The organism is Candidatus Palauibacter sp. (genome assembly GCF_965213655.1).
GTDB lineage: Bacteria > Gemmatimonadota > Gemmatimonadetes > Palauibacterales > Palauibacteraceae > Palauibacter.
Genome location: NZ_CBDBZT010000003.1, coordinates 2,628,158 through 2,652,782 on the forward strand (window position 1 = coordinate 2,628,158; position 24,625 = coordinate 2,652,782).

General features: G+C 67.4%; 18 protein-coding genes. 10 read left to right on the top strand and 8 right to left on the bottom strand.

What is annotated here, in order from left to right; genetic code table 11:
- Nucleotides 1-15: 15 nt before the first annotated feature.
- The 3 genes from ACOOGH_RS13790 to ACOOGH_RS13800 form a co-directional block, all read right to left on the bottom strand.
- Nucleotides 16-969 (bottom strand): leucine-rich repeat domain-containing protein, encoded by a 954-nt coding sequence (locus ACOOGH_RS13790; protein WP_420449463.1) that lies wholly within the window; start codon nt 967-969, stop codon nt 16-18.
- A 75-nt stretch (nt 970-1,044) separates the two neighbouring features.
- Nucleotides 1,045-2,787 (bottom strand): Ig-like domain-containing protein, encoded by a 1,743-nt coding sequence (locus ACOOGH_RS13795; RefSeq protein ID WP_420450133.1) that lies wholly within the window; start codon nt 2,785-2,787, stop codon nt 1,045-1,047.
- A gap of 158 nt (nt 2,788-2,945) precedes the next feature.
- Nucleotides 2,946-4,415, bottom strand: coding sequence for a dihydrolipoyl dehydrogenase family protein (locus ACOOGH_RS13800; RefSeq protein ID WP_420449464.1), 1,470 nt, complete (start codon nt 4,413-4,415; stop codon nt 2,946-2,948).
- Nucleotides 4,416-4,642: 227 nt separating this feature from the next.
- Between ACOOGH_RS13800 and ACOOGH_RS13805 the strand changes: the two genes are divergently transcribed.
- The 10 genes from ACOOGH_RS13805 (at nt 4,643) to ACOOGH_RS13850 (ending at nt 17,296) form a co-directional block, all read left to right on the top strand.
- Nucleotides 4,643-5,788, top strand: a complete 1,146-nt coding sequence (locus ACOOGH_RS13805) for an aminotransferase class I/II-fold pyridoxal phosphate-dependent enzyme (RefSeq protein WP_420449465.1) — start codon at nt 4,643-4,645, stop codon at nt 5,786-5,788.
- Between the two features lie 16 nt (nt 5,789-5,804).
- Complete coding sequence (locus tag ACOOGH_RS13810) at nt 5,805-6,935, top strand: N-acetyltransferase (RefSeq protein WP_420449466.1); 1,131 nt, start codon at nt 5,805-5,807, stop codon at nt 6,933-6,935.
- 24 nt (nt 6,936-6,959) lie between these two features.
- Nucleotides 6,960-7,913: an NAD-dependent epimerase/dehydratase family protein gene (locus ACOOGH_RS13815; protein ID WP_420449467.1), complete on the top strand. Its 954-nt coding sequence runs from the start codon at nt 6,960-6,962 to the stop codon at nt 7,911-7,913.
- Entirely contained in the window at nt 7,910-8,791 is an 882-nt protein-coding gene (locus ACOOGH_RS13820; RefSeq protein WP_420449468.1) for a phosphatase PAP2 family protein, read from the top strand. Before ACOOGH_RS13815 ends, ACOOGH_RS13820 begins: the two co-directional genes overlap by 4 nt.
- A gap of 49 nt (nt 8,792-8,840) precedes the next feature.
- Entirely contained in the window at nt 8,841-9,398 is a 558-nt protein-coding gene (locus ACOOGH_RS13825; protein ID WP_420449469.1) for an RNA polymerase sigma factor, read from the top strand.
- A 22-nt stretch (nt 9,399-9,420) separates the two neighbouring features.
- Complete coding sequence (locus ACOOGH_RS13830) at nt 9,421-10,116, top strand: anti-sigma factor family protein (RefSeq protein WP_420449470.1); 696 nt, start codon at nt 9,421-9,423, stop codon at nt 10,114-10,116.
- Nucleotides 10,113-11,234, top strand: coding sequence for a PDZ domain-containing protein (locus tag ACOOGH_RS13835; protein WP_420449471.1), 1,122 nt, complete (start codon nt 10,113-10,115; stop codon nt 11,232-11,234). Before ACOOGH_RS13830 ends, ACOOGH_RS13835 begins: the two co-directional genes overlap by 4 nt.
- Before the next feature lie 673 nt (nt 11,235-11,907).
- Entirely contained in the window at nt 11,908-12,930 is a 1,023-nt protein-coding gene (locus tag ACOOGH_RS13840) for a transporter (RefSeq protein WP_420449472.1), read from the top strand.
- A gap of 226 nt (nt 12,931-13,156) precedes the next feature.
- Complete coding sequence (icd, locus tag ACOOGH_RS13845; RefSeq protein ID WP_420449473.1) at nt 13,157-14,410, top strand: NADP-dependent isocitrate dehydrogenase; 1,254 nt, start codon at nt 13,157-13,159, stop codon at nt 14,408-14,410.
- A 132-nt stretch (nt 14,411-14,542) separates the two neighbouring features.
- Nucleotides 14,543-17,296, top strand: a complete 2,754-nt coding sequence (locus ACOOGH_RS13850; RefSeq protein WP_420449474.1) for a M16 family metallopeptidase — start codon at nt 14,543-14,545, stop codon at nt 17,294-17,296.
- A 72-nt stretch (nt 17,297-17,368) separates the two neighbouring features.
- Here ACOOGH_RS13850 and ACOOGH_RS13855 read toward each other — a convergent pair whose 3' ends face one another.
- From ACOOGH_RS13855 to ACOOGH_RS13875, 5 genes are all read right to left on the bottom strand, one after another.
- Nucleotides 17,369-19,936: a DPP IV N-terminal domain-containing protein gene (locus ACOOGH_RS13855; RefSeq protein ID WP_420449475.1), complete on the bottom strand. Its 2,568-nt coding sequence runs from the start codon at nt 19,934-19,936 to the stop codon at nt 17,369-17,371.
- A 189-nt stretch (nt 19,937-20,125) separates the two neighbouring features.
- A complete protein-coding gene (locus ACOOGH_RS13860; RefSeq protein ID WP_420449476.1) occupies nt 20,126-20,533 on the bottom strand; it encodes a hypothetical protein in 408 nt (135 codons plus the stop codon).
- Between the two features lie 163 nt (nt 20,534-20,696).
- Nucleotides 20,697-21,779 carry a DUF1295 domain-containing protein gene (locus ACOOGH_RS13865; protein ID WP_420449477.1) on the bottom strand — a complete coding sequence of 361 codons (1,083 nt, stop codon included), beginning with the start codon at nt 21,777-21,779 and terminating at the stop codon, nt 20,697-20,699.
- Nucleotides 21,780-21,783: 4 nt separating this feature from the next.
- A complete protein-coding gene (locus ACOOGH_RS13870; protein WP_420449478.1) occupies nt 21,784-23,274 on the bottom strand; it encodes an amidohydrolase in 1,491 nt (496 codons plus the stop codon).
- Nucleotides 23,275-23,327: 53 nt separating this feature from the next.
- Nucleotides 23,328-24,614: a hypothetical protein gene (locus tag ACOOGH_RS13875; protein WP_420449479.1), complete on the bottom strand. Its 1,287-nt coding sequence runs from the start codon at nt 24,612-24,614 to the stop codon at nt 23,328-23,330.
- Nucleotides 24,615-24,625: the final 11 nt, after the last annotated feature.

Below are 24,625 nucleotides of genomic sequence, written 5' to 3' on the forward strand. Positions count from 1 at the left end.
AAGACGCCGAACGGATCAAGGCGCGCCAGAGACACGGGAATCGGACCGGCAAGCGACGGGTTGTCGGTCAGGTCCACCGTGCCGAGGTGCCGACAGACCCGCGAATTCGCCGGGGAGCGGACCGGACAACCGATTTGCAGACAGGTCCAGCCTGGTGAGGGAAGCGAGCGAGCCCAGTTGGGGCGGGATCGGACCCGTCAACGCATTGGACCCGAGATAGAGGGTCTCGAGTTCGGGGAGATCGCCCAGTTCGGGCGGGATCGGGCCGGACAGGTCGTTGTATGAGAGTACCAAGTCGGAGAGGCTGCCGAGACTGGCGAGTTCGGACGGGATCGGGCCGGAGAGCTCATTGCTGTTTAGCCGAAGGCGGGCAAGGCTTGTCAGATCACTCAGTTCGGAGGGAATCGGGCCGGAGAGGTCGTTAGATGAGAGTTCCAGGTCGGAGAGGTTGCCGAGACTGGCGAGGGCGGTGGGGATGGGGCCGGACAGGTCGTTACCGGCAAGCGACAGCACCCGGAGACTTGCGAGGCGGCCCAATTCGGCGGGGATGGGACCCGTGAGATCGTTGTACCCGATCCCGAGCCAGCTCAGGGATGAGAGGTCGCCGAGAGCCGCCGGAATCGAACCCGTCAACCGGTTCGAGATGAGGTTGAGCGTTCTGAGGTCTCCGAGATTCCCGATTTCGGACGGTATGGGGCCCTCCAGCAGATTCTGGTCCAGCGCCAGCTGTTGTAGCAGGGCGAGGTTGCCGAGTTCCGGGGGGATCTCTCCTTCCAGCCCGTTACCGGCGAGGCGCAGGCCGCGAAGACCGGTGAGACCACCGAGTGTAGCGGGGATGGAGCCGCGCAGCTCGTTGTCCGGCAGGTCCAGAAAAAAGAGCGCGGAGAAGCTGCCGAGCTCCTCGGGGATTCTCCCGGCCAGGCCGTTGTTGCGGAGGTTCAGCTGCAGCACCACGCCGGTTGACGCCATGCCAAGTGCTCAGCGGCTCGTTCGTCAGCCAGCGCGATCACCTTCTTGCATCCGCGTTGACGCCATGCCAAGTGCTCAGCGGCTCGTTTTTCGCTTCGCTTCCAATTCGGGCCATCCGTGGCGTAGTAGAGCGTCTCCAGAATCTCCCGGTCCGTGAGGGAGCACTGCAGGCCCGAGCCGGCGTGGGATGCAAGGCCCGACAACCAGTCGCGGAAGCGTTCTTCGTCGAGCGCACACAGTTCGGTGTCGGCGTAATGGAACTCGCGTAACGGGAGCTTCGCGAGCGCGAGGGGAAGCGGCCCCCTCAGCGCGTTGCTGCCGATCCGCAGTTCCGTGAGCCGGGTCAGCTGCTCCAGGGAGCCCGGGAGGCGCCCCACGAGGCCGTTGCCGGCCAGGTCGAGGGCGACCGCGCGACCCAGGGAGTCGGCACGGACACCCTAGCCAGGTCTCGAGCGCGACACCCGTCCCCCAGCCGCTGGAACGAATCCAATTCTCGCCGCCGGTGGCCCGATACAGCCCGGTCAGCACCGCCACGTCCGTCCGGTTGCAGGACCCCTCGAATTCGGCGATTCGGATGTTCTCCAGCCAGCGCGCGAAGGCCGCCGTGCCGGGGACGCAGACGGGCGTCCGCAACGCGGCGATTTCCTTCAGGCGTTCGAGGCGCAGAAAAGTCTGGGGGATGGGGCCCGCGATGTCGGTCCAATAGACGACGAACTTCTCCAGGCGGTCGAGATTCGCCAGTTCCCCCGGGATACCGCCGCTCAGCGGATTCCTGTAGATGTGGAGTTCCCTGAGCCTGGAGAGCTTCCCGAGTTCCGAGGGCAGGGGGCCGGTCAACCGGTTGATGCCGAGGCCCAGAACCTCGAGGCGCGCCAGCGTGCCGAGTTCGGACGGGATCGTACCGTTCAGGCTGTTGCGGATCAGGTTCAACTCCGTGAGCCGCGTGAGGTGGCTCAGTGCGGCGGGTATCGGACCCACGAGGTTGTTGGCCTCGAGGTCCAGTTCGGTGACGCGCCCTTCATCGTTGACGCCGACGCCATACCAGTCCGCGAGCGGGAGGTCCGCCAACCAGTTGTCGTCGTGGATCCAGCCCGCTCCGTCCGTGACCTCGTATAGCGTCGTGAGGACGAGTCGGTCCGCATCCGCGCCTGACAGCACCTCCACGCCCGCATCAGCCGAGGCCGGGCCGGACGTGGCGTGGACCGTCGCCGTCCCAACGCCGACGCCGATGAGGAGCCCCGTCGCGTCCACGGTCGCGATCGCTTCATCCGTAGAACGCCAGGCCAGACGGGGGTCGGTCACCGGGTGACCGTTGGCATCCGAGGCTTCCACCGCCAAGCGGAGCGAGTCGTCGAGCGCCAGGCGAATGGAGGAAGGCGACACTGCCAGATCGACCACGACCTGATCCACCGTCACGGTAGCGGCGCCTGAGGCCGCTTCCGCCGTGGCAATGATGGTGACCCTGCCGTTAGCGACCGCCGTCGCGAGGCCCGCGGCGTCGACGGTTGCCACGGAGGGGTCGCCGCTCTCCAACGTCACCGCGGCGCCGCTCACGACCTGACCGTTCTGGTCTCGCACCTCAGTGACGAAGCGAGCCGTATCTCCGAGCGCCTCGAAGCGCAGGTCGGACGGGCTGATTGAAAGCGACGCAGGTCGGACCGGCTCCAGAGGTGGCGGGGGTGGAGGAGGAGCGGTCGTAGCCTCCCCGCACGACAGCAGCGCGATCGCCGAAACAAGGACTGCGACGGTCCGGGGCCGGCGGCACGGCCGCTGCCCAGCCGTCGTGCCTGACGATACGCGGCTCCTCGAATAATGCATATTCGACCCCGCGTTCCAGTTCGTCACGACACACGCAACCTTAATCCATACAGGGGGTTGCGATCACTCCATACGTTGCATGGAATCGTATTGGCCCGGGGTACGCGGGAGCGCCCCTCAAACGAAGGGGCACGCGTCGGCGAGATGCAGGGAGCCGCTCAGGGGGGCAGCGTTCTCCCGACCTTCAGCGCGAGATCGACAGCCGACTTCCTCCAGCCCGTCAGCGTCGATCTGCGGTAGGCGTCGGCCGTGCGCTTCACCCCCTCACTCATCGTCGGATAGGGATGGACCAGCGACGCGAGCGTCCCGAGCTTCACTCCCGCCTTCATGGCGAGCGAGATCTCCGCGATCATCGTCCCCGCGCCCGACGCGAGGATGTGTCCTCCGAGGATCGCACCGCCCTTTCCGACGACGATCTTCACGCGGCCCACGGCGGCGCGCTCCGCGATCGCGCGGTCCAGGTTCCCGATGTCGTAGACGTGCGCGGAGACTGCGGATCCGTGGCGATCCACGGCCTCGGCTTCGGTGAGGCCTACGTGCGCGAGTTCGGGCTCGGTGTAGGTGCACCACGGGATCACGCCGTAGTCGATGTTCGCGCGCACGGGGAAGAGCGCGTTCTGTACGACGGTGCGCGCTTCGTGGTCGGCGACGTGCGTGAACAGGAAGCCGCCGATCACGTCGCCGGCGGCGAAGATGTGCTTCCGGGACGTCCGCAACTTCGAGTCGACCGTGACCCAGCCCTTCGAGGTCTCCACGCCCGCCGCGTCCAGCCCCATGGCCTCCGTGTTCGGCGCCCGCCCGGCGGCGACGAGAACCTCATCCACCTCGAACGTCTCGGCCGCGTCCGCCTCGCCGTTCCCCGCCCCCTCGCGGGCGGGCGCGATGGTGACGCGCCGCCGGTCTCCCACCCGGGCGACGCGCGTCACGACGTGGCCGGTCCGGATCTCGATGCCCTCGCCGCGAAGCCTGCTCGTCAGCAACTCCGCGAGCTCGGGCTCTTCACGCAACATGAGCCGATCGAGCATTTCGACGACCGTGACCTCGGCCCCCAGCCGCCGGAACGCCTGTGCAAGCTCGACGCCGATCGGGCCGCCTCCCACGACGGCCAGCGAGCCTGGAATCGTGTCGCGGTCGAAGGCCTCCGCGTGGGTGAAGTAGCCCGCCTCCTCCAGCCCCGGAATCGGGGGCACGGCGGCGCGCGAACCGGTGGCGACGACGAAACGTCGCGCGCGGAGGCTGCGACCGTTCACCTCCACCTCGTGCGGCGATACGAAGCGGGCCGCTCCCTCGACCACGTCCACGCCCATGGCGCGAAAACGCTCCGGGTCATCATGCGGCTCGATCTCCGCCCGAGCGTCACGGACGCTGGCGAGCACCTCCGCGCCCTCGATCTGCGGCTGGACGGACGGCAGCCCGTGCGCGCCCGCGTCACGAAAATGATGGGCGACTCTCGCCGAGCTGATCAGGGCCTTGGAGGGCACGCATCCGGTCCACAGACAGTCACCCCCCAGGCGGTCGCGCTCGATCAGGGCCACGCGCGCACCCAGCCCCGCGCTCCCCGCAGCGGTTACGAGACCGGCGGTGCCTCCGCCGATGGCGACGATGTCGAACATCTGGTCTCGAGCCACGTTGCTGCTCCCTGTAGAGGTTTCTCCGCGAACTCTCCTCCACTGTACACCCGCCGCGGGGAAACCGTGCCGATCATGGCCGATTTTCCTTGCCGGGTGTCCCGATTCAGGCTTAGCTTCGCTTCGTGCAGAATCCTACATCCCAAGCTGCGGTGTCCCGGTCGGGCTCAACGAAAAGCCGCGTCCAGCCGCCTCCGATCCTTGACAAGTGTCGTGAACTAGCGACCGTGAACGGCCTCCGCGAGGCCGGCCTCTATCCGTACTTCATGCCCATAGAGGCCTCGCACGACACTTGGGTCGTCATCGAGGGCGCCCGCAAGATCATGGTGGGCTCCAACAATTACATGGGGCTCACGCACGATCCGCGCGTCCTCGAGGCGGCCCGCGAGGCCCTCAACAAGTTCGGCAGCGGCAATACGGGCAGCCGCTTCCTCAACGGCAACCTCACCCTTCATGAGCAACTCGAGGCCGAGCTGGCCGACTTCACCGGCATGGAGGCCGCGCTCGTCTTCTCGACCGGCTACCAGACCAATCTGGGCACGCTGGGCGCGTTGATCGGCCGCGCCGACACCGTTTACATCGACAAGCTGGACCATGCCAGCCTCCAGGACGGCGTACGCATGGGGCTCGGCCGCACGCGGCGCTTCAACCACAACGACTTCGCGACTCTGCGCCGCATGCTCGAGGCCGAGAACCCCTCCCGCGGCAAGCTCATCGCGGTGGACGGTGTGTACAGCATGGAAGGCGACATTGCCGATCTGCCCACCCTGGTCGAACTGAGGCGAGAGTACGGCGCGGCCATCCTGGTGGATGACGCGCACGCCGTGGGCGTGCTGGGCGAAACCGGAGCCGGCACCGCCGAGCACTGGGGACTCACCGACGAAGTAGACCTCATCCTCGGCACCTTCTCCAAGTCCTTCGCCTCGATCGGAGGCTTCGTGGCGGGCCGCGCCGGCGTAATCGACTACCTCCAGCACAACGCCCGCGCCCTCATCTTCAGCGCGAGCATGCCTCCCGCCTCCGCCGCCACCGTGCTGAAGGCGCTGGAGATCATCCGCGATGAGCCCGAGCGCCGGGAACAGCTCTGGAAGAACACGCACAGGATGATGGAGGGCTTCAAGTCGATCGGGTTCGACATCGGGCCGACCGAGACCCCGATCGTCCCCATCCTGATCGGGCCCATGGAGAAGACCTTCGTGTTCTGGCGCGCGCTGTTCGAAGCGGGTGTCTTCACGAACCCGGTCGTTCCGCCCGCCGTCCCCGAGGGCAGTTGCCGTCTGCGGACGAGCTACATGGCCACACACTCGGACGACGACCTCGATTTCGTGCTCGAGCAGGTGGAGCGTGTGGGGAAGAAGCTCGGCGTCGTCTGAGCCCGGTGCCCCCACCATGACGAGTCCCGCTTCCTCCGTGCGCGTCGCTCCCGTCGAGAGCCGCGCCGACCTCAAGCGCTTCATCGACCTGCCGTGGTCGATCTACCGTGGCGATCCCGACTGGGTGCCCCCGCTCAAGAGAGACGTGCGGGCGGCGTTCGACCCGGCCAAACACCCGTTTCACCAGCACTCAGAGGCGCAGCCCTACCTCGCGCTGCGCGATGGCCGTCCGGTGGGCCGCATCTGTGCGATCCGGAACCGGAATCATGAAGAGATCCACGAGGAACCCGTCGGCTTCTTCGGCTGGTTCGAGTGCGTCGACGACCCGGAAGTCTCCGGGGCACTGTTCGAGGCCGTTCGGGTCTGGCTTCGCGAGCGGGGCCTCACCGCGATGCGAGGACCCGCGAGCTTCTCCCTCAACGACACGTGCGGCCTTCTGGTCGACGGGGATCCGGGACCGCCCGTGGTTCTCATGGCCTACAACCCCCCGTACTATCCCGGCCTCCTGGAAGCGGCGGGGCTGCGGAAGGTCAAGGATCTCTACGCCTGGCTCATGAAGAAAGGCGACTGGCCGCCGCACCTCTTCCGTGCCGAGAAGCTCGTGACCCGCCGGTACGGAGTCCGGATCAAGACGCTGGATATGTCGCGCTTCGAGGAAGAACTGGGGCGCGTCCAGCGGCTGTATAACGCGGCCTGGGAGAAGAACTGGGGGTTCGTCCCCATGACCGAGGCCGAAATGGAGCACATGGCGGCCGAGCTCAAACCCATTCTCGACCCCGAACTCGCGCTGTTCGCGGAGACGCCGGAGGGCGAAACCGCCGGCTTCGCGCTCGCTCTGCCGGATTTCAACCAGGTCCTCCGGCGGATGAACGGAAAGCTGTTCCCCTTCGGGATCCTCAAGGCCCTCATCCACAAGCGGAAGATCAAGCGCATGCGCGTCATCGTTCTGGGGCTGACGGAGGAATGGCGCGGCAAGGCCGTCGATGTGCTCCTCTACCTCGCGCTGTTCCGCAACGGAATCGCCGCCGGGATGACCTCCGCCGAGCAATCGTGGATCCTCGAGGACAACCAGAAGATGAACCAGGCCATCGAGCGGCTCGGTGGCAGGGTCTACCGCACCTACCGGCTGTACGAAGCGCCTCTCTAGACGCTTTACTCTATCCCTTTACTCATGGCATCGATCTTTCTGACGGGGGGAAGCGGGTTCCTCGGGAGCCATCTCGCGGACGCCCTGGTCGACGCCGGACACCACGTCACCGGGAGCGTGCGGCGCACGAGCGACACGCGGCGTCTGGACCGACTGGAGCTGAGGCAGGTCGAACTCGACCTGGGGACGGAAGACGGCAGGGAAGCCGGCGCCGCCTTCGCGGGCTGCGACGCGGTCGTCCATTGCGGCGCTCTCACGCGGGCGCGGAACGAGCCGGAGTTCATGGCCGTGAACGCGACCGGCACCCTGAGACTCGCGAAGGCGGCAGCGCGCGCGGGGGTCCGCCGGTTCGTCTTCATCAGCAGCCTGGCGGCGCGCGGTCCGGATGGCGCGGCCGGCCCCGCGAGCCCGTACGGCCGGTCGAAAGCGGAAGCCGAGGCGGCGCTCGCCTCCCTTCGCGGGCCCATGAAGGTCATCGTGCTCAGGCCGGGGGGCGTCTACGGCCCGCGCGATACCGATCTGCTTCCCCTCTTTCGGATGGCGGCGCGAGGCTGGACCGCGATTCCGCGCAGCGACGCACCCCTGCAGCCGGTGTATGTCTCGGATGTCGTCGCGGCCGTTCTGGCGGCCCTTGAGGCCGCGCCGCCCAGTCACCCGCTGCCCATCGCCGCGGCGGAACGCCATTCGTGGCGCGCGACGGCGCAAGCGCTGATGGCCGCCGTGGGCCGCTCCGGCCGCGTCGTGCGATTGCCGCCCCCGCTCTTTCTCACCGTCGGGGCGCTCGCCGAACTCGCGGGCCGCCTCACGCAAAGCACGCCCCCGTTCGACCGGAGACGCGCCCGGGACCTGTCCACGCACGCGTGGACCTGCGACATCTCCGTCAGCCGACAATGTCTCGACCCTTGGAGTCCCGAGGTCGGCCTCGAAGAGGGGCTTGCGCTCACCGCCGAGTGGTATCGCCGCATGGGGCGGCTGTGAGCGGCAGAGAAGGGCTGTTGCCGGTCGACCGAGTCACCATCGGCTACTTCGCCTGCACGGGCGTCATTTCCCTGGTGTTCGGCGGCCTGCCCGGCGCGGGAATCGCCGCGGCGCACGCCCTGGTGGTGTTCGGGATCACGCGACTCGGGCGGTGGCACCCGCGGGCCGGCCTCGCCGCGATCGCACGGGCGGCGTACGCCGTGCTCCTCACGCCCCTCCTGTATGCGGAACTCGCGGTCCTCAACCGCTTTCTCACGCAGCGTTACTTCGACACCACGGTACAGGCGTGGGATGCCGCCCTGTTCGGCGGACAGCCGAGCATGGACCTCAGCGCGTGGCTCCCATGGCTCTCCTTCTCCGAGGTACTGCACCTGGGCTACTTCGCCTACTACGCCATCGTCCCCATCGCCGTCCTGGGCGTCTACGCCACCCGAGGGGTCGAGGCCCTGCAGCGCACCGCACTCGCCGTCGCCGCCGCCTTCTTCGTCTCCTACCTCATCTTCATGTTCTTCCCGGTCGCGGGCCCCCGCTACGAGTTCACGCAGATCGGCGGCAGGATCAGCGACGGTACGCTGTTCGGGATCGTGCACGGAATCCTCGAGGCCGGGTCGTCGAAGGGCACCGCCTTCCCCAGCTCCCACATCGCCGCCTCCCTGGCCGCCGTCGTGGCTGCCGGACGGGAGGATCGGCGGTGGTTCTGGCTGCTCATCGTCCCGGAACTCGCGTTGACTGTGGGCACGGTTTACGGTCGCTTCCACTACGCGACCGACGCCCTGGCGGGCATCCTGCTCGGACTGCTGGTCTGCGCCGTACTGCATGGGTCCGGATCCGGGCCCCGGGGCGCCCGAGAGGCCGAGGGCGGGCAACCCACGGCCTGAGCCGAGCATCAAAGCGGTGGATTCGGAAGGTGACCTTCAGAGGGATGACGTGGACGAACGCGAGCTGATCGCCCGCGCCAAAGCGGGAGAGCGATTTGCGATGGGGGAGTTGTACGAACTCCACGCGCGGCGCGTCTACACCGTGATCCGCCGCCTCGTGGGCGACGATCACCTCGCCGAGGATCTCTCTCAGGAAGCCTGGATCCGTGCGTTCGAGAAGCTCCACCTCTTCCGCGGGGACGCGGCGTTCGGCACGTGGCTCTACCGGTTGGCGACGAACGTGGCGCTCAACCGGCTTCGCAGGTCGTCGAAGCGACGGCCGGCGGAGTCCGCCGCCGAGCTTCCCCGCGTGGCGAGGGCGCACGACGACGTGATCGTGACGCGGCGGGTCCTGACCCAGGCGCTGGACCAGCTGCCGCCGGGGTACCGGAAGGTCCTCGTGCTGCACGATGTGGAGGGATGGACGCACAACGACATCGCCAAGGCTCTGGGTTGTGCGCCCGGCACGTCGAAATCGCAGTTGCACAAGGCGCGAGCGCGCATGCGGAAGCTCATCGCTCCGGAAGATTCCGGGAACGGCGGTGCGCGGGGCGAAGCGCGCCTGTGAGAGGGATAGAAGAGGGATAGAAATGGCGAACCACATGGATGCCGAACGCATCTCGGCACTGCTCGACGAGCCGTGGGCCGACCGGGACTGCCGGGCCCACCTCGAGGCGTGCGGGGATTGCCAGGCGGAGTTCGAGAGATTGAGTCGGCTGCGCATGGCGTTGTCCGCACTCCCGGATGAGAAGGCGCCGGGCGGGCAGTGGGCTGCGATCGAGGCCGCGCTCGATGCCGGCGAGGCGCGTGCCGGCACGCGTTGGATCGGCAGGGGCTTCGCGGGCCGTCTCTTCGTCCCGGGGCCGCTCCAGGCCGCCGCGGCCCTCGTGTTGTTTGCCGGCGGCGTGATCGCCGGCCTGCAGTTCACAGGCGGGCGGGGCGCGAACTTGCCGGATCCGGCCTCGGCTCTTCCGACCGTCGTCTCGACTGATGATGGTCGCGCCCTCATGGACGGGCTCACCCGGATGGAATCGTTGCGGTCGCCGCTCAGGCAGGTGGGTGAGGGCGGGGCGGACCCCGCATCGGAAGCCGGGTTGGGGGAGACGGATCCCCTGGAGACGGCACAGAGGCTGGCGAGGCTGGAGGGGTTGATCCGGGCACTGCGTGACGGTCTCGAGACGAATCCCGACGATCCCCTCGCCAGCGCCTACCTACTGGAACTCGTGGAGGCGCGCGATCGGCTCACGGAGGATCTCGGCCGCGCGAGCGGGACGCGAACCTGGTGACCGTGCTTCTCTCGCAGTCCCTGCGCCCGCTCGCCGCGGCTCTCGCCTTCGGCGCCCTGTTGCTCGCGCCCCTGCCCGGTGCGGCACAGGAGACCCCGGCGGCCGAAAGCCCCGGCTGGATCGGGGTGCGGGTCGACGAGCGCTACAACTGCGGCTGGGAAACACCGGAAGACTGGAAGAACTGCACGCTCGTCATGCAGGTTCGCGAAATGCAGGAAGACGGGCCGGCGGCGCGTGCGGGGCTCCTCGTCGGCGATCGACTGGCGGCGATGAACGGCGTGAGGATGACCCTCGCCAATCTGCCCGACCTGCTCGCATCGATCCGCCCGAGCGTCCCGGTACGCTTGCAGGTCACGCGGGACGGAGCAGACCGCACCCTGGAAGTCATTCCCGACACCCGGCCGCCGGATGCGGACGACGTACCGATGGTGGGCCGCCGGACGATCGTGACCACGACCAGGAACCCGGGGCGCGGCACGTTCGTTCTGTGGCTGACGGCCGCCACCGAGCCCGACTCCGCCGAGCGCGGCCGCGCGGGCGTCGCCCTCGCCTTCCGCGATACGGACGAAACCGGCGTGGCCGTCGAGCCCTCCGCCGTGCGGGTCGTGGACGGTCGACTCAACGTGCTCCCCGCGCGTGGCCGACCGGTCTCGGAGTTGCCGGCGATCCGTGCGGAAATACTCCGTGATCTTCAGCGCGAGACGGAATCGGCCTACCGGGACTTCACGCTGGCACTCCAGCATGTGGGCGCCGTGCGGGCGCGCCTCTCGGCGACGGAGTTCCGTCGCCGCATCGCGCGTGCCGCCCAGGTGGCGCTGCCGGAGCCCGGTCTCGCCACCCGCATCCACCGCACGTTCGCCGGGGCGGAGTTCGAGCCTGTACGCGACTTCTCGGACCAGGCCGGTCTCGAGGGTCTCCTCGTGCTCAGGGTCGCGCGGGGGACGGTCACCGCCCGGCTCGGGCTCAGGCCGGGAGACCTCCTCATGAGAGCCGCCGACCGACCGATACGGGACCTTGAGGAGCTCGTCACCGCGCTCGATTCGGAACCCGGATCGGGCCCGAGCGTGGTGTGGGTCCGGGGAGGTCGCGAGATGAGCGCAGTCTGGCCCCGACGCTGACAGCGTTGGCGTTCTGGACATTGGCGCCGGACCACGGATAGCTTTTTTTATGGCTCGAACGCGTTCGCGACAGTCGACAGGGATTATGCGAAAAGGGCCAGTGCGCCTCCGACTCGACGCGCTGTCCGTCATCGGGGCCTTCCTCATCGGAATCGGGCCGGGGACGGCCGTTCAGCCCTGTCCGAAGCATCGTGCGGCGCACGGCGACGAGCTGGAGCCCCGGACCGCCACACTCCTAGAGACGCATGCGGAGGCCGCCCCCGCACACAGCCGCGCGGGGCACGCCCACGCCGATGGCGCCGGCGCCAGCAAGAATTCGCATCCCCACTCGGGCGGACCGTGTGACTGTCTCGGCACCTGCCTGACCTGCTGTGGTCCGGCGCTCGTGGCCTCCTCCCCGCGCGCCGCCCAGATCACCTCTGCAGACTACGCATCGCGCGGGACGCGGCCCTACCTCCGGCTCGCCCCGGACCCGGCTGCCTACCTCAGACCGTTCGGCCAACCACCCCCCGCCTGACTCCTCGACAACAAACCGCACCGTTGCCCGGGAGCGCGACTCCCGCCGGCCAGAGGGTCGGCGTGCGTACGCGTGCCGGTCGCCGAGCCGATGCCCGCGCTCACCAGCGGCGGACATCGGTCGGCGCGCATCCCCAGTCGAACGAGGAGTCGAAAATTGAAGAAGTGCATGACGTTCAGCGCGTTCGCGCTGCTGGTCCTTGCCGCACCCGTCGCCGCGCAGTGGAACGCCTCGCGCGCTGACAGCCATGCCCCCATCGGCGTGATGGCGGACCACCGCCACGAGGCGGGCGAGGTGATGCTCTCGTACCGCTACATGACGATGACCATGGAGGGGAGCCGCATCGGCACGGATCCCGTCGCCGAAGCGGACATCGTGTCTCCGGGCGGGGGTTTCATGGTCACGCCGACCCGCATGCCCATGACGATGCACATGTTCGGGGCCATGTTCGCGCCGTCCGACCGCATCACCTTCATGGCGATGCTCCCCTTCACTTCCAGTTCGATGGACCACATCACGCGCGCGGGCGGGTCGTTCACGACCGAGTCAGCCGGCATGGGTGACATCAAGGTAGGCGCCATGATCGGCCTGGCCGACTGGGCGAACCAGTCGCTTCATCTGAACGCCATGGTCGGCCTGCCGACCGGATCGATCGACGAGATGGATGTGCTCCCCAACAGCCAGGGGATGGACGTCCAACTCCCCTACCCCATGCAGATCGGCTCGGGCACCCTTGATCTCCGCCCCGGCCTTACCTGGCTGGGCCAGGCCCGTGACTGGTCCTGGGGAGCCCAGGGCAACGCCGTGCTGCGCATGGGCACGAACGACCGCGACTGGTCACTGGGCAACAAGGTGCAGGGCACCGCCTGGTGGGCGCGGTTGTTGGGGCGCCACCTTTCGGCCGGGGTTCGGCTCGTCGCCACCCGGACCGGGAACATCGACGGGAGAGACGCCGCGCCGAGCGTGAACCCGCAACTGGTGCCCACGGCCCGCACCGACCTCCGTGCCGGCACCGTGGTCGAAGGAGGGCTGAGCCTCAGCCTCTACATCCCCCGAGCCAAGGCCTTCAGGGTCGCCGGCGAGGTGCTCCTGCCCCTCGTCCGCGACCTCGACGGTCCCCAACTCGAGACCGATCTGACCTTCTTGCTCGGCCTGCAGATCGTACCCGTAAGCCATTAAATGGCAACGCGTTATGTACGGGGGTCGCTCCGTCGCGGCCCCCGTAGGTGCCCTGCCTTGAGAATCTACTTGAACTCCCGCCACGAGCGATTCGTATACGTAACATGTCATCGTATACACCGTATATGGTTTGTCAGCGGCGAGGGCCGGTCGTACTCTCCCCACCCGCCGCCACCGATCCCGGTGAGCGAAGAAGGATCCCCGGAACCAATTCGAGAGAACCCCCATGTCCGACGCGCCTCCCGCATACGACACCCTGTCCACTCCAGCGGGCGGGGAAAACATCCGCATGGCGGGCAGCCGCCTCGACGTGCCCGACCGTCCGATCATTCCCTTCATCGAAGGCGACGGGATCGGTCCCGACATCTGGCACGCCGCGAGCGCGGTCTTCGAGGCGGCCGTCGAGAAGGCATACGGCGGCGCCCGCAGGATCGTGTGGTTCGAGGTGCTCGCCGGCCAGAAGGCGTTCGACCGCACCGGGGACTGGCTCCCCACGGACACGCTGCGTGCGATTCGGCATCACCTCGTCGCGATCAAGGGACCCCTGACGACGCCCGTGGGTGGAGGGATCCGATCGCTCAACGTGGCACTGCGCCAGAAACTCGACCTGTTCGCGTGCGTCCGCCCCGTGCGCTGGTTCGAGGGTGTGCCGTCTCCGGTCCGGCAGCCGGACCTCGTCGACATGACGATCTTCCGCGAGAACACCGAGGACATCTACGCCGGCATCGAGTGGGAGGCCGGGAGCGATGAGGCCCGCCGTCTGCGTGCCTTCCTGTGCGACGAGATGGGCGTCTCGACGATCCGTTTCCCCGAGACCAGTTCCTTCGGTGTGAAGCCGATCTCGAGGGAAGGGACGCGGCGGCTCGTCCGCGCCGCGATCCGGTACGCCCGCGCCCGGGGATCCGGCAGCGTCACGCTGGTCCACAAGGGGAACATCATGAAGTTCACCGAGGGCGGCTTCCGCGACTGGGGCTACGAACTCGCCAAGGACGAATTCGGGGCGGAGGAGTTCGGCGGCGGCCCCTGGTGCCGGACCCCGGACGGGATCGTCGTCAAGGACGTGATCGCGGACGCCTTCCTGCAGCAGATCCTCACGCGGCCCGCGGAGTATGACGTGATCGCGACCATGAACCTGAACGGCGATTACATCTCGGACGCGCTGGCCGCGCAGGTGGGCGGGATCGGCATCGCGCCCGGCGCCAACATCAACTACGAGAGCGGCCACGCGATCTTCGAGGCGACGCACGGCACCGCGCCGAAGTACGCGGGACAGGACAAGGTGAACCCCGGTTCCGTCATCCTTTCCGGCGAGATGATGTTGAGGCACCTTGGCTGGAACGAGGCCGCCGACCTCATTGTATCTTCTTTGGGCGCAACGATAAGCGAGAAGCGCGTGACGTACGACTTCGAGCGCTTGATGGACGGGGCGACACTCCTCAAGTGCAGCGAGTTCGGCCAGGCCATGATCGACAACATGTGATGAGTCCGGCTCAGAGCCGGAACCCCCGCGGTGGAACCTCCGTATGACGAGCTTTCGGAGGCCCGTTGTCGCCGGGCGGGAGGGGATCGGGAGGTCCGGTCTCCGCAATCGTTGTATCCGATGGAGAGAGAGATGAAGAAGAAAGGCAGGTTCGCGGCGGTCGCAGGGTTCGTGTCCGCGCTGGTGGCGCCGGGCGCGGTTCAGGCCCAGCTCCCCACGGGCATCACCGAGGTCGCAAGCGTTGAAGGCATCACGGAGTACCAGCTTGAGAACGGACTCCGCTTTCTGCTCTTCCCCGACCAGAGCAAGCAGCAGATCACGGTGAACATCACCTATCTCGTGGGTTCGAGGCACGAGGGCTACGGCGAGACGGGCATGGCCCACCTCCTCGAACACCTCGTGTTCAAGGGCACGCCGGACCACCCGGACATTCCGAAGGAACTCGACGAGCACGGCGCCTTCCCCAACGGCACCACCTGGTTCGACCGCACGAACTACTTCGAGACGTTCCCGGCTACGGACGAGAACCTCGACTGGGCGCTCGATCTCGAGGCGGACCGGATGGTGAACTCGTTCATCGCGGCGGAGGATCTGGAATCCGAGATGACGGTGGTCCGCAATGAATGGGAAGCGGGGGAGAACAGCCCCCAGGGCGTGCTCCAGAAGCGGGTGATGTCAGCCGCGTACGACTGGCACAACTACGGCAACTCCACCATCGGGGCCCGCGCGGACCTCGAGAATGTGCCCATCGACCGGCTGCAGGCCTTCTACCGGAAGTACTACCAGCCGGACAACGCGATCCTCGTCGTGGCCGGACGCTTCGAACCTGCGCGCGCGCTGGAGCTGGTCGCCGAGAAGTTCGGCCGCATCCCGCGGCCGGACCGCACTGGAGCCAATCAACTCTTCCACACCTACACGGCCGAACCCGCGCAGGACGGCGAGCGGACGGTGACGCTGCGGCGCGTCGGCGACGTGCAACTCGTGATGGCGGCGTACCACATGCCGCCGGGATCGCACGAGCAGTTCGCGGCCGTCGACGTGATGACGCACGTGCTGGCCGCCCGTCCGGCCGGACGCCTCTACCAGGCCCTCGTCGAACCGGGACTCGCGGCCGGCGCCTTCGCCTTCAACTACCAGCTTAACGAGCCCGGCATGCTCCTCACCGCCGCCGAGGTGCGCGAGGAGGATTCCCTCGAGACCGCCGCCGAGACGTTGCTGGAGACGGTCCAGGCGCTGGTCGACGAACCCCCGACCGAGGAGGAGGTCGAGCGCGCCAAGACCGACTATCTCTCCGGCATCGAACTCGCGTTCAACAACCCGCAGGGGATTGCGCTGCAGCTGAGCGAGTGGGCCTCGATGGGAGACTGGCGCCTCTTCTTCCTGCACCGGGATCGCCTCGAGCGCGTGACCCCGGAGGCGGTACACCAGGTCGCGCAGGCCTACCTGAAGCCCTCCAATCGGACCATCGGTTACTTCTATCCGGCCGAAGAGACGCCGGCCCGGGCCGAGATCCCGCCGCCGCCGGACGTCGGGGCGCTGGTTGCCTCGTACACCGGACGCGAAGCGGTGGCGGAGGGAGAGGCGTTCGATCCGACGATCGAGAACATCGAGGCCCGGACGGAGCGGTTCGAGCTGCCCAGCGGCCTCAAGGTTGCGTTTCTCCAGAAGGAAAACCGAGGTGAAGCCGTGAGCGTGAGCTTTTCGCTTCGGCACGGAACGGAACGTGCCCTCATGGGGAAGGCCACCGCAGCCTCGATGGCCGGCTCCATGCTGATGCGCGGCACGGCGAACCGCACGCGTCAGGAGATCTCCGACGAGCTCGACCGTTTGAAGGCGCAGGGCGGCATCAACGGAAGCATTCTCTCGGCGAGCGGTTCGTTCAGCACCGTGCGCGAGAACCTCCCGGCCGTCCTGCGGCTCGGCGCCGAGATTCTTCAGCAGCCATCCTTCGACGCGGACGAGTTCGAGTTGCTGCGCGAGGAACGCCTGGCCGGTATCGAGTCACAGATGTCGGAGCCGCAGGCCCTCGTCAGCCAGGCCTTCGGGCGTCACTTTTCGGACTACGCTGCGGATCATCCCCGCTACGCGCCGACCTATGAGGAGCAGATCGAGCGCTTCGAGGCCGCGACAGTGGAAGACGCCAGCGCCTTTTGGGAGAGCTTCTACGGCGCGCAGGGCGGTACCATGTCCGTCGTCGGCGATTTCAACGCCACGGAGATCCGCTCACTCATCGAGGACTTGTTCGGTGACTGGACTGCGAGTGAAGCCTACGCCCGTGTGCCGATCCAGTACCGCGAGGTCGACGCGCTGAGCCTCGACATTGAGACCCCCGACAAAGCGAACGCCCTCATGCTTGCCGGGATCTCGATTCAGATGCGAGACGATCACCCCGACTACCCGGCGCTGGTGCTCGGCAACCACATGCTTGGTGGCGGTATGAACTCCCGCCTGTTCAGTCGCATACGGGGTGAGGAAGGGCTGTCGTACGGTGTGGGTTCCCAATACAGCGCCCCTCCGATCGATGACAACGCCCAGTTCTTCGCGTTCGCCATCTTTGCACCCGAGAACGCGGACAAGGTGGCCGAATCGTTCCGGGACGAACTTGAGCGCACGCTTGCAGACGGCTTTGGGCAGGAAGAATTCGAGGGTGCCAAGCGGGGTTACCTGGACCAGGCGCAGAACAGCCGCTCCAACGACGGGGTCATCGCGAACATGCTGTCGAACTACATGTTCCTGGACCGTCCGCTCTCGTTCACGAGTGAGCAGGAGGCCGCAATCGAGGCGCTGACGGCCGAGAAAGTCGTGGGTGCGATGCGGAGGCACATCGACCCGGCGAAGCTGACGATCATCCGGGGCGGTGACTTCGCCAACAAGCTCGTGCCCTAGCAGCCAGCCCCCAGGAGCCGGCGGCCCCCCCCCGCGCGGGCCCGGCACAGGGGGGGACGGCGGGCGGCCGGATCAGCGGCCGCCCGTCTGCTCCTGCTCCACGTTCAACTGCGTGATGTCCACGGTCCAGCGCGTGTCGCCGAGCAGGTGCTTCACGAAGTATTCCGCGCGCAGCCAGAACCAGTAGTCGCTCATGTCCCCGTAGCCGTGCCGCTGGCCGGGGAAGACGAAGTAGTCGAAGCGCTTGTTGGCCCGGATCAGCGCCTCCGCCATGCGGTGCGTCCCCGCGTGGTGGACGTTGTTGTCGATGTCCCCCGTCGTCAGCAGCAGGTGCCCCTTGAGGTTCGCGGCCAGGTCCGAGTTCCGTTCGATCTCGTACTCGAAGGTCACGTTCCCGCTGTCGTCGACGACCTCACGCACGCCGTGGTGCTTCTCCGACCAGTTCTGATTGTAGACGTCGTTGTTGTGGTTCCCCGAGGATGAGACGGCGACTCTGAAGAAGTCCGGGTACACGAGCATGGCCGCCGTCGACATGAAACCGCCCCCGGAGTGGCCGTAGATCCCGACCCGGTCGATATCGATGAAGTCGTGCCGGTCGCCGAGCTGCTCGATCGCGGTCTTCTTGTCCGCCAGCCCGTAGTCGCGGAGGTTCCCGTACCCGTAGTTGTGGTACCACTTCGAGCGCGCCGGGTGGCCGCCGCGGTTCCCCACCGTGATCACGATGATCCCGAACTGGGCCAGCGCTGTCTCGTAGCGCGCCGTCGAGAACGACTTCGCGACCGCCTCCGTCTGCGGCCCCGGGTAGACGTAGGCCACGACCGGGTACGTCTTCGACGGATCGAAGTCGAACGGCTTGTACATGACGCCGTACAGGTCGGTCACCCCGTCGGCCGCCTTCACCGTGTACGGTTCGGGGAAGCCGTACCCCGCCTCCTCCAGCTTCGAGAAGTCGGCGGTTTCGAGGTCGATGATCCGTCGTCCGTTCGCCGCATGGAGCGCCGCCGCCGGGGTCGTGTTGACCCGGGAGTAGTTGCTGACGAAAAAGCGGTTCGACTCCCCCATTGCGACCCGATGATCGAAGTCGCCGGGGTTCAGCAGCGTCAGCCCGGAGCCGTCCAGATTCACCCGGTACAGGTGCTGGTAATACGGATCCTCGCCCGCCTCGCGCGCGTTGGCCTGGAAGTAGACGACGCCGGCCGACTCGTCGAGCCCGACCACCTGGCGCACCGACCACGGACCCTCCGTGAGGCGGTTGCGCAGCGTGCCGTCCGGCCCGAAGCGGTACAGGTGGGCCCAGCCGTCCCGCTCCGACCACCACAGCATGTCGCCCGACTCGAGGAGTTCGAGCCGCTGGAACTCCACGTACGTGTTGAGCCGCTCCTCGAACAGCACGCGCGCCTCGCCCGTCGCGGCGTCCGCCACCATCACGTCCACGCGGTGCTGGTCGCGGCTCTGCCTCACGAAGTGGAGTTCGTCCGAGTTCGGCGCGAGCCACAGCGAGCGGAACGGCTCCTCGCTGTCCGGATAGCGGAACTGGCGCGCAGAGGTCGTGAACAGTCGGTGGTCCTTCCACTCCTCGGGCATCGCGACTTCGACCATGCCGCGTTCCTGCAGGTCGTAGATCAGGAGTTCGGGCTGACTCACGGTCTCCTCGCCCGGCATGTCGTATTTGTAGGACTCGAGTTCGGGCCGCTCGTTGCCGACCATGTGGATGACCCAGAGATCTCCCGTCTCCCGCCGGTCGCGGCGTATCAGGGAGAAGCGGCGTGAGTCATGCGACCAGGAGAGCGACACCCGCTTGCGCTCGTCCGCGTTCTCCTCCCGCTCGATGTCCGTGTCCCCGCGGTCGAACACGGCGTAGCTGTAGTGCTCCTCGCCGTCCGTCGTGAGCTGCGTCTCCTCGACCTCGATCCCCTCCTCCGCTTCGTCGGCCTCGTCCCCGCTCTTGCCTCGCCGCGCCTCGAGAAACTGCTGGTAGTCATCCCCGCTCATCATGTACAGGTTGTGGTGGCGGGCGAAGATCACGGTCTGCCCATCGGGGGACACGCTGGCCCATGAGGGGTGGTTGTCCGGCGCCTCCCAGTCCTCGAGTTCGCGTAGCACGCGGGTGTTCACGTCGTACTCGAAGTGGAACACCTTCTTCCGGGCGCGCTGGCGCTGCTGTTCTCCCTCTTCCTCCTCCTCGTCCAGCTCCTCCATCTCCGTTTCCGTCTCCTCCTCCTCTTCGTCCTGAGAGGACTCGACCTCGAACTGGAGCGTGTTCGCATCGATGAACTTGATCGAGCGGATCGGGAGGTGCTGGCCGTCCCAGGGATCGCGCGTGATGCGGGTGAGTTCGGCCGCGATCCGGTCGTTGTCGAAGATCTGTCGCTTCGTCCCGGCCACCGGATCCACGATGTAGTAGAAGGAGCCGTCCGAACTCTCCCATTCATACCAGAAGGACTCCGACCCCTCGATCCAGCGCGGATTGACGGACGTGGAGTAGACGAGGTCCTGGATCTTGTACGGCGCGAAGCGCGCCGCGAGGCGGTAGTTCGCCGGGCCTTCGGCGGCCTCCTGCGCGGCGAGGGAGGGCGTCAGCAGGATCACGGCGGCGAGCCAACCGAAGGAGCGGAGGCTGAAACGCGCTGCGCGGTTCATGGCAACCTCTGTCTTTGTGCGGAAGAAGGACGAAAGGACGTCGGAGAACGTGGAGGCGGCCACATCGGCCTGTCCAGATGGCCGCGCCAGGAGGGCGCCTTGCCGCGGGTGCTGCACGCACCCCGTCAGCGGGAGCCGGTCCGGGCGACCGGCCCCCCGCCGACAGGGGTTGAAGGAATTCGCCGGTCGCTAGTCGCCGCGTCCGAGCATGATGCCGACCACAGCGCCCGCCGCGCCCCACAGGACTGCGGCGACGACGACATCGACGACGGCCCAGGTGAGCGTCGAGATGTTCATCGTGCCCAGCATCACGAACCCGAAGGCGACAGCGAGAAGTGCGCCGATCTTGGCGCCCGCCTTGGCGCCGCCTGCGGCGTCCGTCGCGCCCGCCCAGCCGAGGACCGTGGCGAGCACGCCACCCGAGGCGAGCTGGCCTACCGCGATCCAGAGGAAATTGGGGGTTTCCTTCATGACACCGGTGGCGGAGCCCATGTTCGCTTCCATGAATCCGCCGAGCACAAGCTCGTAGAGTACGTAGCCCCCCACGAAAAGGACGACGGCACCGGCGAGTGATGCGACGAGGCACTTCGTGTTCATGGCGTTACCTCCGCCTGAGGCTGGGTGGCCTCCCCTGACACGTCCCGTCCCCGATTTGGCGCAGGCTTGAGACCGAGCCTGCCGACTCTGAACATGGGAATCCGTAAAGGCAGCCGGCAAGAGAGGTTAGGTGGAGAGCCCGCCGGGACGGCTCGTACAGCCGCTAGTACAGCCGCGGCACGATCCTCCAGGGGACCCGCTCGCGGTAGCGTTCCCACAGCTCACCATACTTTGCCGCGCAACGCCGATCGTCGTCGCGCTCTCGCGGGACGAGGAGCAGCAGGTAGTAGAGCGGATACAACCAGGGGCCAAGTTCCGATGGCCGCCCCAGCGAGAGCGCGAGACCCGTCGCCATCAGGATTTCGCCCAGGTAGTTGACGTGTCGGGAAACGCCCCAGAAACCGCCGCACAGAAGGCGCCGCCGGCCGTCGGAGATCGACGTCTGCGGGAACCGCTCCAGGAAGGGACGGCCGGGATCCCGCTTGAAGGCGTACTTCTGCATGTTCGCGCCCCGCGCCAGAGTCCAGCCCGCGAAGAACGTCAGGGACGCGAGGACAAGGAGCCACGCGGGCGCCCCCGCATTCGGAAGCGCCGCGACGGCCCACAGCCCCACGCAGTAGAACCAGGGGTACCAGGCCAGGCAGCCCCAGATGAGCTTGAAGCCGACCCGCTCCGCGAAGAGGTCGTACGTGTAGAGGTGGACTCGTTCGAACACCAGGTAGTCGACCACGAACCAGGTCAAAAGGGCGGCATACAGGATGACGCCGGGGGAGGGATCGCCGGGGTACGCCAGCACATGGTGGGCGACGAAGGAGAGCAGGTTGAGTTCGAGCAGGATGGCCCCGACGAGATAGAGGACCATCTTGGCATCCGCGCGCCCGCCGAAAAGGCGCGGGTTCTCCGCCCGCCCGAAAAAGTACTGGGCGACGAACGAGCGGCCGGTCGACGGCGCCCACGCCATCGCCGCCAGCGATAGCAGCACGCCGAGCACGCAGGCCCCCGCCGCGCCCCACCAACGGTGCTGCCACAGCCAGTCCCAGGGCAGGACGCCGCTGTATCCGGCGATGGCCCAGATCACGAGGCTGACCGCGAAGGTCAGGAGCCCGTTGATTCGATAGCGGAGGCGCTCCCCGCGCCCATCGATCGCGTAGCCCTCGATGCTGCGGGCCGGGAGCACCACATGGAGCCCGAGAATCCCCGTGTATACGAGCCAGGGCGCGAAGAAGCCGAGGACGGGATTCGTCACGCGGTCACGGGATCGGGGGTTTCTGGTCCCTCGGGATCGGGGATTGCCACGGCCGGCCCGCCGTGGATCGACCGTGCGCCCCCTTCGCCGCGGCGAGCAGGTCGGGGTCGGTCAGGAGATCCACGCCCGTCATCGCCATGACCCGCGCGGCCACATCGGCCGCGGCCGCCGCCCACTCGGTCCCGTGCGAAGCGCTCGTCGCCCAGGAATGCCACGGGACGCCCTTCGGGGCGGACGTCACTTCGAGCTGGACCGTCGGCGTGAGCCAGCTCACTTCCGCCACATCGGTGGATCCGCCCTGCGCCGGGGTCGGGCGGGCCGCGAGCGGTTGTACGTCGATGTCGAGTCCCACCTGCTCGATGTCGAGGCCGGCCTGCATCTCACGGCCCCAGGCCTGGAAGGCATCCGGGAATCGCGGCCCTCCGACCGCCTCCAGGTTGGCCTGCATCGCCTCCTGCAGGGGACGGTTGAGCAGCAGGGCATGGACGCCCGTGATGAGCGAGACCTCGTGCTCGGTGCGGGTCGCCTGGGCGGCGGCGTCGGCGATGTCGAGCAGCCACTCGTAGTACTCATCGACGTTCGCCCGCAGCGTGTCGCGAACGTAGTACCACACCTTCGCGTACTCGGGCACGACGTTCGGCGCCTCACCGGCGTTCGGCATCACATAGTGGATGCGGGTCGAGGGATAAACGTGCTCGCGCATCAGGTTCGCGCCGTAGTTCATCATCTCCGCGGCATCGAGCGCGCTGCGCCCGTTCCACGGATCCGCCGCGGAGTGCGCGGCCTGACCCCGGAACTCCACCGTGAAGTTGTTCATGGCCTGCGTCGAGGCGTTCGTGACCCGCGTCTCCGTCATGGGGTGCCACACCAGCGTCGCGTCCACCCCGTCGAACACCCCCGCGTTGGCCATGTACACCTTGCCGACGACCGTCTCCTCCGCCGGCGTGCCGAACAGGCGCACCTCGCCGGCGATATCCCGATCCACCATCGCACGCTTGATCGCGATCGCGGCGCCGACCGACCCCGCCCCGAACAGGTTGTGCCCACAGCCCTGCCCGCTCGTGACACCGTCCGCCCGCGACTGCCGATGCGGCACCGGTTCGTTCCCGACGCCCGGCAGCGCGTCGTACTCCGCCAGGACTCCGAGCACGGGGCCCCCGCTGCCGTGGCTGAAGGTCGCCGTGAAAGCGGTGGGCATGCCGGCGACACCGGTTTCGACCTCGAACCCTTCGGCCGCCAGCAGGCCGGCGAGATACTCCGCCGAGCGATGCTCGAGCAGCGCGATCTCCGAGTACTCCCACAGCGTCATCGACATCTCCCGGATCTCGTCCGCCAGGTCGTCGAGCGCTTCCAACGCGGCGATCTTCTCGGCCGACACGCCCCGCATGAGGGCGGTGGGCGTCTGCGACGCCAGAGGCACGGGGGCGGTGAAGAACACAAACGCCGCGACAACTGCCGGGAATGCGGCGGTCCTCGTAAGTGATGTCCGGTGCATTTGAAGATCCTCGCGTAGCTGGGTACGTCTCGCCCGGGCCGACCCGAGGCCTGTTAGAACCGGTCCAGCCGCGGGTTCACGACGTTGGAATAGATCGATCCGAACGTGTAGGAGAAGCCCACCGACACGCCATACTCGAAGCCGCTCTGGAGGATCCGCTGGCGAAGGAGGACCTCCTCCGTCGTGGCATCGCCGGCCGGTACGTTGAGCTGATCGCGGATGCGGGAGTAATTCGCGTCCAGCCGCAGCGACAGTCCCCGGAAGATCCGGAAATCAGCCCCGGCGAAAGCCGTGAAGCGGTTCTTGGACGGATCGTGGAGGAACTGGGAGAACGTCAGAAAACCGTACGATTCGCCCCACGGCTGGCGGACGCTGAGGCGGACGCTGAACCGGTGGTGGGGGAGGGTCTCCTCGTCCTTGAGGAAGACGGTCTGCTCGATGTAGTCGTGGTACCGGAGGCCGATCGTGTAGAGGAAATTGAACTGCCTGCGGGTCGACTCGGAGTAGGGGAAGATATTGTACTCCAGCGCCGGCCCCACCTGGAGTTGCAGGTCTTCGTTCGCGAAGCTGGAGTGCCCCAACTCGAACGCGGTCCCCGCCGACCAGTGGTCCGACAGGCTCCACACGGTGAGACCCTCCGCATCGTAGCTCTCGCGGATGCTGGTCACCGAGGTGGTGTCGGAAGTCTCGAAGAGACTCCGGTCGTAGCTCCCATCGATGGAAAACTCGAGCTTCAGAGCGTCCGTGACCCGGTCGGCCGAGAACCCGCTTTCGAGTTCGTACGATTCGGTGCGCTCGTCGACGTCGAGTTCAACGTGGGCGCGCAGCCGGAAGGTCCAGAAGTTCCAGGGGTCGTCCTCGGGCCGGGCGGGGATCTCGCCGTGTTCCGCTCCGTCGTAGTGGATATCGATGCTGGGAGCCTGACCGGTGCGGGCAATGTAGCGAAGGAGCCCCAGTTCGAGGGTGTGCGCCACCTCGGTCAGTCGCTGTTCCACCGCGAGATTCGCGCGGGTCACGACTTCGAGCCGGTCCGTGACCTCGATGAACTCCTCCCGGCCTATGAAGTCCAGCGTGAAGCGCTGGCCTCCGCTGCCCGTGCCCTCCGAGGTCATCAGGACATGGACCTGCGCGTCCTCGCGGTCGCGCGTGTAGTTCACGTACGGGATCTCGCGCCGGTAAAAGTCGAAGTCGCACATCCCTCGGCCGCCCTCGCAATCGAAGAAGACGCGAAGGGCGCCGTTGCCGTTGGCGACGGGCGTCACCTCCTGCGCGGTCAGGGGGACGGCGACCAGGCAGGCCGCGGCGACGAGGCCGGCTGCGATGCTCGAAGAGGGTTTCACGCGAGGATTCC

Coding starts and splice junctions, on each gene's coding strand:
- ACOOGH_RS13790 (WP_420449463.1), bottom strand. CDS start 969: ATGGCGTCAACCGGCGTGGTGCTGCAGCTGAACCTCCGCAACAACGGC.
- ACOOGH_RS13795 (WP_420450133.1), bottom strand. CDS start 2,787: ATGCATTATTCGAGGAGCCGCGTATCGTCAGGCACGACGGCTGGGCAG.
- ACOOGH_RS13810 (WP_420449466.1), top strand. CDS start 5,805: ATGACGAGTCCCGCTTCCTCCGTGCGCGTCGCTCCCGTCGAGAGCCGC.
- ACOOGH_RS13815 (WP_420449467.1), top strand. CDS start 6,960: ATGGCATCGATCTTTCTGACGGGGGGAAGCGGGTTCCTCGGGAGCCAT.
- ACOOGH_RS13830 (WP_420449470.1), top strand. CDS start 9,421: ATGGCGAACCACATGGATGCCGAACGCATCTCGGCACTGCTCGACGAG.
- icd (WP_420449473.1), top strand. CDS start 13,157: ATGTCCGACGCGCCTCCCGCATACGACACCCTGTCCACTCCAGCGGGC.
- ACOOGH_RS13850 (WP_420449474.1), top strand. CDS start 14,543: ATGAAGAAGAAAGGCAGGTTCGCGGCGGTCGCAGGGTTCGTGTCCGCG.
- ACOOGH_RS13855 (WP_420449475.1), bottom strand. CDS start 19,936: ATGAACCGCGCAGCGCGTTTCAGCCTCCGCTCCTTCGGTTGGCTCGCC.
- ACOOGH_RS13860 (WP_420449476.1), bottom strand. CDS start 20,533: ATGAACACGAAGTGCCTCGTCGCATCACTCGCCGGTGCCGTCGTCCTT.
- ACOOGH_RS13870 (WP_420449478.1), bottom strand. CDS start 23,274: ATGCACCGGACATCACTTACGAGGACCGCCGCATTCCCGGCAGTTGTC.